The organism is Veillonella sp. KGMB01456, from assembly GCF_023051165.1.
Classification (GTDB): Bacteria; Bacillota; Negativicutes; order Veillonellales; family Veillonellaceae; genus Veillonella_A.
The window spans coordinates 1-12,378 of record NZ_JALKIG010000014.1 but is presented as its reverse complement, the minus strand read 5'-3'; the positions used below and the strand labels follow the sequence as shown (position 1 = coordinate 12,378).

The window sequence follows — 12,378 nt, the reverse complement described above, 5'->3', positions numbered from 1 at the left end:
TAGCTATGTATATTTTGTTAATGGGACCTCCCGGTGCCGGTAAAGGTACTCAGGCTACTCGTTTAATCGATAAATATGGTATTCCTCAGATTTCAACCGGTGATATGTTCCGTGCAGCGGTAAAGGAATGTACCCCTCTTGGTCTTGAGGCTAAGAAATACATGGATGCGGGCCAACTCGTACCGGATAGTGTTACGGTTGGTATCGTACGTGAACGTCTTGCTAAAGATGATTGCAAAAACGGCTTCATCCTTGACGGTTTCCCACGTACGACCGCCCAAGCAGTATCATTAGATGCTATATTAAAAGAAATGGGAATTGTTCTTGATGCTGTAGTTAATCTCAACGTTCCTAACGATGAGTTAGTACGTCGCATCAGTGAACGAGCACGTCTTGAAAATCGTGACGATGATAAACCGGAAACAGTACAGAAACGTCTTGCTGTATACGACGAATCTACTAAGCCTTTAATTGATTACTATCGTAACAGTGGTTTATATGTAGAAATCAACGGATTACAGGATGTGGATGCAGTATTTACAGATATCATTAAAGCGTTGGAGAAATAATCAATGATTATTTTGAAATCGCAACATGAAATTGAGTATATCCGTCAGGCATGTAAACTCACTGCTGATACGTTAACAGAGCTTATCGCATTAGCTAAACCGGGTGTAACAACACTTGAGTTGGATCAATTTGCCGAAGAATATATTCGCAGCCACGGTGGTGAACCAAGCTGCAAAGGTTACTATGGGTATCCTGCAACAATTTGCGCTTCTATCAACGATGAAGTGGTTCATGGTATTCCCAATGCTCATCGCAAGCTGAAGCACGGCGATATTATTAGTATCGACCTCGTGTCTTCAGTTAATGGGTATCATGGTGATTCCTGCGTAACCATTCCTATTGGGAAGGTCAAACCTCAAGTTATGAAACTTCTCAAGGTGACAGAAGAAAGCTTGTTCAAAGGTATTGAACAAGCAGTTGTCGGGAACAGAGTGGGGGACATTTCCCACGCTGTTCAGACGTATTGTGAAAAATTTGGATTTGGTGTTGTGCGAGACTTCGTAGGGCATGGCCTCGGTCGTGAAATGCACGAAGATCCGCAGATTCCAAATTACGGTCCGGCTGGGCATGGCCCCTTATTAAAGCCGGGTATGGTGCTTTGTATAGAGCCAATGATTACTATGGGGACTTACGAAGTGCAGGTTCTGGACGATGACTGGACAGCCGTTACTCGTGACGGCAAACCGGCAGCGCACTTTGAACATACAGTGGTTGTTACTGAAAACGGCCCTGAAATTTTGACCATGCGTGATGAACCCAGGTTGATAAAATAACCAGTAGCCGGAGGAAATGATATGTCAAAAGAAGACGTTATTGAAGTGGAAGGTACGGTCGTAGAGGCATTACCTAATGCCATGTTTCAGGTAGAACTTGAAAATGGTCATGTGGTACTTGCTCATGTGTCAGGCAAAATGCGTATGAATTTTATTCGTATCCTTCCCGGTGATAAAGTTACTATGGAACTGACACCATATGACTTAAATCGTGGTCGTATTACCTACCGTTTTAAATAGTAAGCGGCAGCGACACAAAGGAGGTACTTATGAAGGTTAGACCATCAGTTAAAAAGATATGCGAAAAATGCAAAATCATTAAACGTAAAGGCCGTGTAATGGTAATTTGCGAAAACCCGAAACATAAACAAAAACAAGGATAATTGATAGGAGGTGGATGAATAGATGGCACGTATAGCCGGTGTAGATTTACCACGTGACAAACGTGTGGAAATTGGTTTAACTTATATTTATGGTATCGGACTTACTTTGTCCAAAGAAATTTTGGAAAAAACTGGTATTAATCCTGATACTCGCGTTCGTGACCTTACTGAAGATGAAGTTGCGAAAATTCGTGCGATTCTTGATGAAGATTATAAAGTTGAAGGTGACCTTCGTCGTGAAGAAGCACTCAACATTAAACGCTTAATCGAAATCAACTCCTATCGCGGCAAACGTCATCGTGCAGGCTTGCCTTTGCGCGGTCAACGCACTAAGACAAATGCTCGTACTCGTAAAGGTCCTAGAAAAGCAATTGCTGGGAAGAAGAAATAATAAAGGAGGGATAAAGCGTGGCTAAAAAGGTAGTAAGAACTAAAAGAAAAGAAAAGAAACACGTTGAATCCGGTGCGGCTCATATCCGTTCCACATTCAACAACACTATCGTAACTATTACTGACACAAACGGTAATGCACTTTCCTGGGCTTCTGCAGGCGGTCTTGGATTCCGTGGTTCCCGTAAAAGCACTCCATTCGCAGCTCAGATGGCAGCTGAACAAGCAGCTAAAGCAGCTATGGAACATGGCTTACGTCAGGTTGAAGTATTCGTTAAAGGTCCAGGCTCCGGCCGTGAAGCTGCAATCCGTGCATTGCAGGCTGCTGGTCTCGAAGTAAACAGCATTAAAGACGTTACTCCGATTCCTCACAATGGTTGCCGTCCTCCAAAACGTCGTCGTGTATAATTTATAGTTTTAAGTAATCGCATTTTGCGATTGCTATGATATACTATAGATAGACGACGTGTTTTATAGGAGGATTGTCCTGATGAGCGAAGAAAAGAAATTAAAAATCGAGAAAGTTGAAGTACGCGACAACGGTCGTTATGGTAAATTCGTCTGTGAACCATTAGATCGCGGCTACGGGATTACGCTCGGTAACAGCTTACGTCGAATTCTGCTTTCGTCTTTAGATGGAGCAGCTATCACTTCTATTAAAATTGATGGTGTGCTTCATGAATTTTCTACAATTCCTGGTATTCGTGAGGACGTAACGGATATAATCCTAAACCTCAAGCAATTGTGTTTCCGTCTTGACGGCGAAGCACAAGTGCCAGTAGATCTCCACGTAGATATTCAGAAAGAGGGCGTTCTAACAGCCGGTGAATTGGAACGATTCTGTCCACCGGAATTAGAAATTTTAAATCCTGACCTCGTAATCGCTACGATGGATGAAGTGGCTCATCTCGTAATGGATGTTCGCATTGAACGTGGTAAAGGATATGTGCCATCTACGAAGAATAAAAAAGATGATGATGTAATCGGTCGTATTCCAATCGATTCCATCTTCTCTCCAATTCTTCGTGCGAAATATGAAGTAAGTGATGTGCGTGTAGGTAATGAAATGGACTTTGATAAATTAACTCTCGAAGTTGTTACCAATGGTTCCATTACCGCTGCGGAAGCAGTAGCACGTTCGGCTAATATTATGATTGGCTATTTGAAAAACTTCACCAAGCTTGCTCATTCGGTTGAAGAATTTGACGTTCCAAGTGAAAATAGTGACTTGGACGGTAAAGGCGAAGTGGGCGGCGTAGATGTACCGGATGATGACGGTCCATCTAAAATCCTTATCGACGATTTGGAATTATCCGTTCGTGCATACAATTGTTTGAAACGCGCAAGCATCAATACAATTGCGGACCTCTTGGATAAGAGTATGGATGATTTAGGTAAGGTACGTAATTTAGGTAAAAAATCCATTGATGAAATTGAAGAAAAACTTCAGAAACATCCTTTGGGACCATTTTACTTGAAGAAAAAAGGCGAATAAGGAGGATGACTAATGTATAGAAAATTAGGCCGTGACAGCTCTGCTCGCAAAGCTTTATTCCGCGGTATGTTAACATCTTTCTTCCAGTATGATCGCATTGAAACGACTGAAGCTAAAGCTAAAGAATTACGTGGCTTAGCTGACCAGATGATTACCCTTGCAAAACGTGGTGATCTTCATGCTCGTCGTCAGGTGCTTGCATACCTCATGGACGAAGATGTAGTAAAAAAATTATTTGACGAAATTGCTCCAAAATATGCTGATCGTCAGGGCGGTTACACTCGTGTAATTAAGCTTGGCCTTCGTAAAGGCGATGCGGCTCCATTAGCACTTATCGAGCTTGTTTAATAATTAAGAAGTCGGTGTTGCAACGGATGTTAGCAACACCGCTTTTTTATGCTCGTTAATACTGTGCTATAATGAGATATCTGTTTTTTACGATAGGATTAGTTATGGCTGATGTGGCGTGAGGCTAAATATTTCTAATTTTGAGGGAATACCTTCAAAATTGGTAATATACAAATAGAAACGATATTGACAACCTAAACAATTTAATAGGTTGACGAATCGTTGCTATTTTTATATTATCAATATAGTGATATTAGAGTTTAATCATATAAATTTACTAAGATTTGAGGATATTATGAGCACACAGGATATAATGATACAAACCGAACACATGAGTCATACCTATCAAGATGAGTCCGGCAATGTAGTATATGCCCTTGATGATGTGAGCCTCGCCATTCGTAAAGGGGAATTTGTAAGTATCATCGGCACGAACGGCAGTGGTAAAAGTACCTTAGCTAAGCATTTTAACGTTTTGTTGACGCCTAGCAAAGGGGCTGTTACCGTACTTGGCATGGACACGAAGGATCCTAAAAATTTGTGGGATATTCGTCAGCATGTGGGCATGGTTTTCCAAAATCCGGACAATCAGATTGTAGCCGCCGTAGTTGAAGAAGATGTGGCTTTCGGACCGGAAAATTTAGGTGTAGAGCCTTCTGAGATTCGCCGCCGGGTGGATGAAGCCTTGGCCAGTGTTAATATGACGGATTATGCCCTTCATTCCCCGGGACTTTTATCGGGCGGACAAAAACAGCGCATCGCCATTGCCGGTGTATTGGCTATGAAACCGGATTGCATCGTACTGGACGAACCAACGGCTATGCTTGATCCGGTAGGACGTAAAGAAGTATTGGAGACAGTCCATCGTTTAAATAAAGAAGAAGGCATTACGATTGTTTACATTACGCACTTCATGGAAGAAGCGGTGACTTCGGACCGTGTGGTGGTAATGAAAAACGGTAAACTCTTGCATGACGGTACACCACGTGAAATCTTTTCACAGGTACCGATGCTTAAAGAGTTAGGCCTGGATGTGCCGGTGGCAGCAGAAGTAGCCGCTAAATTGCGACTCGATGGGGTAAGTCTGTCGAATGAAATTATTACTGAAGAAGAATTGGGGGACCAATTATGCCAATAATTTTAAACAACGTTTCTTATGTGTATGGGGAACATACGCCGTTTCGCAAAGAAGCGCTGAAAGGAATTAATTTAACAATCAATGAAGGCGATTTTGTGGGCATCATCGGTCATACCGGTTCCGGCAAATCCACTTTGGTACAGCATCTGAACGGGCTGTTGCATCCGACGACGGGCCAGGTTACTATCGATGGTGTCGATGCGGCGCTTAAGACAGAAGAAGCCAAATTAATGCGTCATAAAGTAGGCATGGTGTTCCAATATCCGGAGCATCAATTATTTGAAGAAACGATTGCGCAAGATATTGCTTTTGGTCCGAAGAACTTAGGACTCAGCGCCGATGAAGTAGACGCCCGCGTACGGGAAGCGATGGACTTTGTAGGACTTGACTACGAAACCTACGCTAATCGTTCGCCGTTCCAACTTTCCGGTGGACAAATGCGCCGTGTCGCTATTGCCGGCGTGGTAGCACTGAATCCAAGTTATCTTATTTTGGACGAACCGTCGGCCGGCCTCGACCCATTTGGTCGTGAAGAGATTTTCCAAAAAATCATCGACTTACATGCTAAAAAAGGCATTACCGTAGTTCTCGTATCTCACAATATGGAAGATATTTCGCGCATGGCGAATCGCCTTATCGTCATCGATAACGGTAAGATTCAGCTTGATGGTAAACCTATCGACATTTTTATGAACAAACGACAGGAATTGCAATCTGCCGGTGTGGATGTACCTCCTGTTTCCAAGTTGGTGGAATATTTGCGTGACCGCGGCTTACCGGTTTCGCAGCAGGTTATCTCCGTAGATGATGCTGTTAAGGCGATTGAAGTTGCTTTAAAGGAGGTAAATCATGCTAAGTAATATTACTATCGGACAATATTTTCCGGGCGACTCTTTTTTGCATCGCATGGATCCGCGCGCTAAGATTGTGGCGACTATGATTTTTATTATAGCTATTTTCTTGGCGGAAACGACTTTGGCATATACGCTGGTAGGGTTGTTTACGCTATTTACGGTGGCGTTATCGCGCTTACCGATGCGCCTCGTTTGGAACTCCGTTAAACCGCTGTGGATTATCATCGTATTTACCATGGGTGTTCATGTTTTCACAACACCGGGCACGATGATTTGGCAGTACGGCTTCTTACACATCAGTGAAGAAGGCTTGCGCATGGGTAGCTATATGGCGGCCCGCTTGGTATTTTTGATTATTTTCTCGTCATTACTTACGTATACAACATCACCAATTCGTTTGACTGACGGGATTGAGCATCTCTTGAATCCGTTCCGCCTTTTCGGTGTACCGGCTCATGAACTCGCTATGATGATGACCATTGCCCTACGTTTTATTCCCACTTTGTTGGAAGAAACGGATCGTATTATGAAGGCTCAAGCTTCGCGTGGTGCCGACTTTACGACCGGTAGTTTGGTAAAACGTGCTAAAAATATGGTGCCTTTATTGGTACCGCTTTTTATCAGCGCCTTCCGTCGTGCCGATGAATTGGCGGTAGCTATGGAAGCACGTTGTTATCGCGGTGGTGAAAACCGTACGCGCATGAAAGAATTAACCATTACAAGTTATGATTACATCGGCATTGCCGGCGTACTGGTGATTACTGTAGTACTATTAGTTTTACGCTTTGTGCCGATTGGCTAAGGAGGGTTGTCATTGGCGACAGAACAACGCAATATTCGTTTAATCGTTGCTTATGACGGCACGGAATTAAACGGCTATCAAAGCCAAGTTAACGGCATTACGGTGCAGGACTGCTTGGAAGCGGCGCTCACTAAAGTGTGTAATGAGCCCATCTCTATTTATGGCGCTTCGCGCACTGATGCAGGCGTGCATGCTAAGTTTCAGGTAGTGACCTTTTTTACAACCGGGCGTGTTCCCGTGGAAAACCTGACACGTGCTTTAATTGCACATTTACCGCCTTTTATTGTAATTCGCCGGGCGGAAGAAATTCCGTTAGATTGGCGTCCCCGTTGGAAAATAGTAGGGAAGGAATATATCTACACTATTCACAATGATGTCATTGAAGATCCCCTTGGCATGCGCTTTCACTGGCATGTAAAAAAGCCGCTAAATCGCGAGGCTATGGTGGCAGCGGCTAAAGCGCTGGAAGGAACGCATGACTTTACTACTTTACAGGGCGCCAATTCAACGCCGGCTAATCCGGTAAAAACTATGTTTGCCGTGTCTTTAAAGTTTAACGGCCCGGCCGTGTATATTCACGTTATCGGGGATGGCTTTTTGTATCATATGGTGCGAAATATAGCGGGGCTTTTGGTGGATGTAGGGCTCGGGCGAATCGAGCCGGCTAAGATACCGGAACTGTTAGCCGCTCGCAATCGGCGGCTTATCGGTAAAACGGCACCGCCACAAGGGCTCTGTTTGGAGGAAATCTTCTTTGACGAAGAACGACGCCAAGCGGTTATTGACAGCTTGCAAGCATAATGGCAAAAGTTTGAGCATATAGTACCTTAACTTTTTAGAATTATGTTTAAAACGAGCAGCAATTAAATCGTTGTAAAGCGTTAAAGACGAACTATTTTGTAGGGATATATCATTTGCTCATAGCTTACTGAATACAGTCAAGATTTGAGCTTAGAATTTGACTATGAATTTGACTATATTCCTTTATAGCGTATTTCAAGTCATTTCTAATTTGAAAATGCAATTTAGCAGTTTACTTATATACATAAGTAAAAAATTAATAAAATGCAAAAGTTTAGTTGTAAAATTTTTACTATTTTGCTTGTCTTTGTTGCCCGATTTAATGCTTAACTTTATGAAAAATCATTATGGTAAGGCTATTTCTAATGAAAAAGTCTTACCATTGAGTACTTTAAAGCGGCTGTTTAATAGTAATACTGTGTGAATAAATATTCTGTGGTGATGAGTTAATATGTATTGCGTGATTAATGCTTCACTTTTTATACACTATAGAATATTACGATAATATAGCGAATTTAGCGGATTGCATCCAAGGCATAGGCATAATTTATCTTTAGCTGATGATGATTGATGATTTTGTATAAAAATGTTAAAATGTAAAGTAGTTGAAAGATTTAACAGATCCACTATACCAAGTAATGTTAATCCTAAGGAGGGTGAATCTTTTGCAAAAACGTAAAGATTTTATCTGGAAAATGGGTGGCCAGCAGGGCGAAGGTATCGAAAGCTGCGGCGAAATTATGGCCACAATCTTAGCTAAAGAGGGTTACTCTTTGTACAGCCAACGTTTATTTGCTTCCCGTATTAAAGGTGGGCATACAACGTTTGCATTGCGTATTGCTCTTGAGCAAATCATGACAGTAGGCGAATCCATCGACTTCTTAGTTGCTTTGGATCAGGAAACTGTTGACATGCACGGCAAAGAAGTTCGTGAAGGCGGTTATATTATTTGCGACAGCAAAGTTAACCCGGACTTCTCCAAATATGAAGGTGAGCCAATCACTTGCTTAGCCGTTCCTATTACCGAAACCGCCATGAAGCAAGGTTCCTTGTTAATGCGTAACATTGTTGCTTTAGGTATGTCGGTTGCTCTATTAGGATTTGACAAAGCTCCGTTCAGAACAGCGATTGCCGCTCGTTTTGCGAAGAAAGCCGAAGATGTAATCGACAAAAACTTAAACGCTTTTGAAGACGGTTACAAACTTATCGTAGAAAAACGCGGCGAAGGCGACGTAGATACATTACCTGTTCCGGAACCAAAAGACCAGATGTTCTTATTGGGTAATGAAGCCTTGGCTTTAGGTGCTATTGCGGCAGGTTCCCGTTTCATGGCATCCTATCCGATTACGCCGGCGTCTGAAGTTATGGAATACATGATTAAGAAAATGGACCATATCGGCGCTACCGTTGTTCAGACAGAAGATGAAATTGCTGCTTGTATGACTGCTATGGGCGGTGTATATGCAGGCGTTCGCGGTTTCACTTGTACTTCCGGCCCGGGCCTCAGCCTTATGGCTGAATCCTTATCCATGGCTTCTATGGCGGAACTTCCTATGCTCGTTATCGATGTACAACGTTCCGGCCCATCCACCGGTATGGCTACTAAAGTAGAAACTTCCGATATCAACGCTGCTTGCCATAATGCTCATGGTGACTATGCCAATATTGTTATTTCCCCAACCAGCATTGAAGAATGCTTCTACGAAATTCAAAAAGCATTCAACTTGGCTGAAATGTATCAATGTCCGGTAATCTTTATGCCTGACTTACAACAGGGCCTTAACAAACAGTCCGTTCCTTCCTTTGATTTGAACCGTGTACCTATCGAACGCGGTAAACTGATGAAAGAAGAAGACTTACCTGCATTGGAACGTCCTCATTACTTCAAACGTTTTGAATTGACTGAAGACGGTATTTCCCCTCGTACTATTCCTGGTATGAAGAACGGTATGTTCTTGTCCACCGGTCTTGAACATAATGAAGAAGGTAAACCTGCTGAAGCTCCGACTATGCACGTTAGCCAGACTGACAAACGCTTGCGTAAATTGAGCACAGTTGCCGAAGTATATGAACCATTCCTTAACAATGCAAAACATGATGAATGTGATGTATTGGTAATCGGTATTGCTTCCAGCCGTGGCGCTATTGAAGAAGCAGCAGCTGAACTTGAAGCTGAAGGTGTTAAAGTTAACCACTTACAACTTCGCTTGATTAAACCGTTCCCTAAAGAACAGTTAATGCCATTCTATGAAAAAGCAAAAAAAGTTGTTATTTGCGAACAAAACGCAACGGCTCAATTAGCTGATATTTTCCGTATTAATATGCCTAATAAATGTAAGCTCCATAGTTGCTTAAAATATGATGGTAATCCATTCACAGCAACCTATGTGAAGAAAGCAATTAAGGAGGTTTTATAATATGGCACAAGTGACCGATTACAGAAATGATATTCGCCCTAACTGGTGTCCCGGCTGTGGGCACTATGGGGTACAGGCTGCCATTACCGATGCGGTAGCTCAGCTTGATATTAGTCCGGATAATTTAGCCGTTATCTCCGGTATCGGCTGCTCCAGCCGTATTGGTGGTTACTTCTATGCATACGGTGCTCATACGACTCATGGTCGTGCGTTACCTTATGCTCAAGGGGTAAAATTAGCTAATGAAGATTTAAATGTTGTTGTTTGCGGCGGTGACGGTGATGCCTTCGCTATCGGCATGGGCCATACGATTCATGCATTCAAACGTAATGTAAATATTACTTACGTTGTTATGGATAACCATGTTTACGGCTTGACCAAAGGTCAGACATCCCCTCGTTCCGATATTGGCTTTGTAACTAAAACGTCCCCACATGGTTCGTTTGAATCTCCATTGCCAATTTGTGAAACAGCAATTGCCTCCGGTGCTACTTTCGTAGCGCAAGGCTACATGATTAATCGTGCGGAACTCGTTGAATTGATTAAACAAGGCATGCAGCATGAAGGGTTCTCTTTCATCAACGTATTTAGTCCTTGCGTAACCTACAACAAACGTAACGGTTATGATTACTTCAAAGAAAACTTAACGTCCTTAACGACGATTGAAGGCTATGATCCTACCGATCGTGCCGCTGCCCTTAAAACATTGGGCGAACATGAAGGCTTGTTGACCGGTCTTATCTACCAAGATACGACGAAACCATCCTTCGAAAAAGCAATGGCTGCCGCTAACGGTGGTTCTCATGTACGTGCTTTGGTTCATGACGTAGTAAAACCTGATGCTGCCATGTTCCGCGGCTTGTGCAATGAATTCAAATAAGATGTACGACAACAGTAATTTTAACAAGTGATGTGACGTCTTACCGGGTGCCATAGCGCTTGTATCGGTAACAGGCGATACCAAGGTGTCGCCTGTTACTCTGTTTACTGTTAGACAGTTCGTAACCATCCTGTCTTTAAATAAAACTAAGGAGATTATAAAAATGAATACTTTAAGTACAACAAAAAAGCTGACTATTTCAGGGCTTTGTTTAGCCATGTATATTGTGATTATGATGATGACGCAAGGATTTGCTTTCGGGCAGTATCAAGTGCGTATTGCTACGGCTTTATACGGTTTAGCCGCCTTATTCCCGTTTTCCGTACTGGCCTTCGGTATCGGTAATTTGGTGAGTAACTTGCTTATGGGCGGTTTAGGGCCGATTGATGCCATCGGTGGCTGCTTGGTAGGTCTTATGACGGCCGGCGGTATTGCGTATGGTAAAAAACGCGGCCTCGGTAATTGGATTGTCATTCCCTTTATTACATTGGTTCCCAGTTTGGTAGTGCCACTTTGGTTGGCACCGATTTTGAATTTACCGTATTTACTACTCGTAACTTCACTATTAGTGGGGCAGGGCATTTCTGCAGTAGTGAGCTTTTTTATTGTTAACGGCTTAGAACGCTATGCCGGTACCATGCTCGGTGTGGTACAATCTAAGAAAGAGACTGTTAAAACAGCTGAAGCGGCTGCCGGCGATGAAGAAGCTATACTTGATGTGAATGAAGCCAGCCGTTTATAATACGAATAATTATGGTGCATACAAACTACACAAACATGAAATTGCACTCTAAATAATTACCAATTCTATACTATGTAATTAGTTTTACTATTAAAACTGTGTAAGGAGGTGCCGTTAATGGCAAGCGGAAGAACCAGTGAAGAACTGCAGGGCGTACACGGCCTTGGCAGTCAACAAACCAAGTATCCTATGGACTATGCACCGGAAGTGCTTGAATCATTCGTCAATAAACATCCGGGCAATGATTATTTTGTAAAATTTAATTGTCCTGAGTTTACAAGTCTTTGTCCGATGACGGGGCAACCTGATTTTGCGACCATTTACATTTCCTATGTGCCGGATGAACGTCTGGTAGAAAGTAAATCGCTTAAACTGTATTTGTTCAGTTTCCGCAATCACGGTGATTTCCACGAAGACTGTGTAAACATCATTATGAAGGATTTAATTAAGCTCATGGAGCCAAAATATATCGAAGTATGGGGCAAATTTACGCCACGTGGCGGTCTTGCTATCGATCCGTATGCAAACTACGGCAAACCGGGCACTGAATGGGAAAAAGTAGCCAAAGAACGTCTTCATTTCCATGATATGCAGCCGGAACGGGTGGCCTATCGCTAAAAGGAATACTTAGCACAACGTTAAAACGCTAATTTTATTACGTGAAGAATCGTAATAAAATCTCTATTAAAATGAGTATTAAGCAAAAGAATTAACTGAATACTTAAAACAGGGTTCTATAATTTATTTTGGGGCGCTAAAGAGAAACGCTAGTTGCGTGTCCTCTT

Annotated in this window: 16 protein-coding genes; all 16 read left to right on the top strand. The window is 42.6% G+C overall.

Translation table 11 applies throughout. The annotated features are described in order from the left end of the window. Nucleotides 1-5 precede the first annotated feature (5 nt). The 16 genes from MXE28_RS05625 to queF all read left to right on the top strand — a co-directional run bounded on the left by MXE28_RS05625 (nt 6) and on the right by queF (nt 12,211). A complete protein-coding gene (locus MXE28_RS05625) occupies nt 6-569 on the top strand; it encodes an adenylate kinase (protein ID WP_021842145.1) in 564 nt (187 codons plus the stop codon). A gap of 3 nt (nt 570-572) precedes the next feature. Continuing rightward, a complete protein-coding gene (gene map / locus MXE28_RS05620) occupies nt 573-1,343 on the top strand; it encodes a type I methionyl aminopeptidase (RefSeq protein WP_127059297.1) in 771 nt (256 codons plus the stop codon). Between the two features lie 21 nt (nt 1,344-1,364). Then, nucleotides 1,365-1,583, top strand: a complete 219-nt coding sequence (gene infA / locus MXE28_RS05615; protein WP_005377071.1) for a translation initiation factor IF-1 — start codon at nt 1,365-1,367, stop codon at nt 1,581-1,583. A gap of 29 nt (nt 1,584-1,612) precedes the next feature. Then, entirely contained in the window at nt 1,613-1,726 is a 114-nt protein-coding gene (gene rpmJ / locus MXE28_RS05610; protein WP_006555676.1) for a 50S ribosomal protein L36, read from the top strand. Between the two features lie 22 nt (nt 1,727-1,748). After that, the gene (rpsM, locus tag MXE28_RS05605; protein WP_021842147.1) at nt 1,749-2,117 is read left to right on the top strand and encodes a 30S ribosomal protein S13; all 369 of its coding nucleotides are present in this window, start codon (nt 1,749-1,751) and stop codon (nt 2,115-2,117) included. Between the two features lie 17 nt (nt 2,118-2,134). Continuing rightward, nucleotides 2,135-2,524: a 30S ribosomal protein S11 gene (gene rpsK, locus MXE28_RS05600; RefSeq protein ID WP_006555678.1), complete on the top strand. Its 390-nt coding sequence runs from the start codon at nt 2,135-2,137 to the stop codon at nt 2,522-2,524. A gap of 82 nt (nt 2,525-2,606) precedes the next feature. Next, nucleotides 2,607-3,611: a DNA-directed RNA polymerase subunit alpha gene (locus tag MXE28_RS05595; protein WP_226974527.1), complete on the top strand. Its 1,005-nt coding sequence runs from the start codon at nt 2,607-2,609 to the stop codon at nt 3,609-3,611. Between the two features lie 12 nt (nt 3,612-3,623). After that, nucleotides 3,624-3,959 (top strand): 50S ribosomal protein L17, encoded by a 336-nt coding sequence (gene rplQ, locus MXE28_RS05590; RefSeq protein WP_006555680.1) that lies wholly within the window; start codon nt 3,624-3,626, stop codon nt 3,957-3,959. 295 nt (nt 3,960-4,254) lie between these two features. Further along, nucleotides 4,255-5,097 (top strand): energy-coupling factor transporter ATPase, encoded by an 843-nt coding sequence (locus MXE28_RS05585; RefSeq protein ID WP_226974528.1) that lies wholly within the window; start codon nt 4,255-4,257, stop codon nt 5,095-5,097. Then, complete coding sequence (locus MXE28_RS05580) at nt 5,088-5,957, top strand: energy-coupling factor transporter ATPase (protein WP_021842150.1); 870 nt, start codon at nt 5,088-5,090, stop codon at nt 5,955-5,957. Before MXE28_RS05585 ends, MXE28_RS05580 begins: the two co-directional genes overlap by 10 nt. Then, nucleotides 5,947-6,753, top strand: a complete 807-nt coding sequence (locus MXE28_RS05575; protein ID WP_226974529.1) for an energy-coupling factor transporter transmembrane component T — start codon at nt 5,947-5,949, stop codon at nt 6,751-6,753. The genes MXE28_RS05580 and MXE28_RS05575 overlap by 11 nt, the downstream gene beginning before the upstream one ends. Before the next feature lie 12 nt (nt 6,754-6,765). After that, nucleotides 6,766-7,554, top strand: a complete 789-nt coding sequence (gene truA / locus MXE28_RS05570) for a tRNA pseudouridine(38-40) synthase TruA (protein WP_021842152.1) — start codon at nt 6,766-6,768, stop codon at nt 7,552-7,554. A gap of 665 nt (nt 7,555-8,219) precedes the next feature. Continuing rightward, nucleotides 8,220-9,971, top strand: a complete 1,752-nt coding sequence (locus MXE28_RS05565) for a 2-oxoacid:acceptor oxidoreductase subunit alpha (protein WP_156705492.1) — start codon at nt 8,220-8,222, stop codon at nt 9,969-9,971. Nucleotide 9,972: 1 nt separating this feature from the next. Then, a complete protein-coding gene (locus MXE28_RS05560; protein ID WP_156705494.1) occupies nt 9,973-10,851 on the top strand; it encodes a 2-oxoacid:ferredoxin oxidoreductase subunit beta in 879 nt (292 codons plus the stop codon). A gap of 163 nt (nt 10,852-11,014) precedes the next feature. Then, nucleotides 11,015-11,593, top strand: coding sequence for a QueT transporter family protein (locus MXE28_RS05555; protein ID WP_021842155.1), 579 nt, complete (start codon nt 11,015-11,017; stop codon nt 11,591-11,593). Nucleotides 11,594-11,710: 117 nt separating this feature from the next. Continuing rightward, nucleotides 11,711-12,211, top strand: a complete 501-nt coding sequence (queF, locus tag MXE28_RS05550) for a preQ(1) synthase (protein WP_127008807.1) — start codon at nt 11,711-11,713, stop codon at nt 12,209-12,211. Nucleotides 12,212-12,378 lie beyond the last annotated feature (167 nt).

What these genes read in the sequence shown, in the direction of transcription:
- MXE28_RS05595 (WP_226974527.1), top strand. Translation starts at nt 2,607, where the DNA reads ATGAGCGAAGAAAAGAAATTAAAAATCGAGAAAGTTGAAGTACGCGAC.
- rpmJ (WP_006555676.1), top strand. Translation starts at nt 1,613, where the DNA reads ATGAAGGTTAGACCATCAGTTAAAAAGATATGCGAAAAATGCAAAATC.
- MXE28_RS05575 (WP_226974529.1), top strand. Translation starts at nt 5,947, where the DNA reads ATGCTAAGTAATATTACTATCGGACAATATTTTCCGGGCGACTCTTTT.
- MXE28_RS05625 (WP_021842145.1), top strand. Translation starts at nt 6, where the DNA reads ATGTATATTTTGTTAATGGGACCTCCCGGTGCCGGTAAAGGTACTCAG.
- infA (WP_005377071.1), top strand. Translation starts at nt 1,365, where the DNA reads ATGTCAAAAGAAGACGTTATTGAAGTGGAAGGTACGGTCGTAGAGGCA.
- rplQ (WP_006555680.1), top strand. Translation starts at nt 3,624, where the DNA reads ATGTATAGAAAATTAGGCCGTGACAGCTCTGCTCGCAAAGCTTTATTC.
- rpsM (WP_021842147.1), top strand. Translation starts at nt 1,749, where the DNA reads ATGGCACGTATAGCCGGTGTAGATTTACCACGTGACAAACGTGTGGAA.
- MXE28_RS05555 (WP_021842155.1), top strand. Translation starts at nt 11,015, where the DNA reads ATGAATACTTTAAGTACAACAAAAAAGCTGACTATTTCAGGGCTTTGT.
- map (WP_127059297.1), top strand. Translation starts at nt 573, where the DNA reads ATGATTATTTTGAAATCGCAACATGAAATTGAGTATATCCGTCAGGCA.
- MXE28_RS05560 (WP_156705494.1), top strand. Translation starts at nt 9,973, where the DNA reads ATGGCACAAGTGACCGATTACAGAAATGATATTCGCCCTAACTGGTGT.
- queF (WP_127008807.1), top strand. Translation starts at nt 11,711, where the DNA reads ATGGCAAGCGGAAGAACCAGTGAAGAACTGCAGGGCGTACACGGCCTT.
- MXE28_RS05580 (WP_021842150.1), top strand. Translation starts at nt 5,088, where the DNA reads ATGCCAATAATTTTAAACAACGTTTCTTATGTGTATGGGGAACATACG.
- MXE28_RS05585 (WP_226974528.1), top strand. Translation starts at nt 4,255, where the DNA reads ATGAGCACACAGGATATAATGATACAAACCGAACACATGAGTCATACC.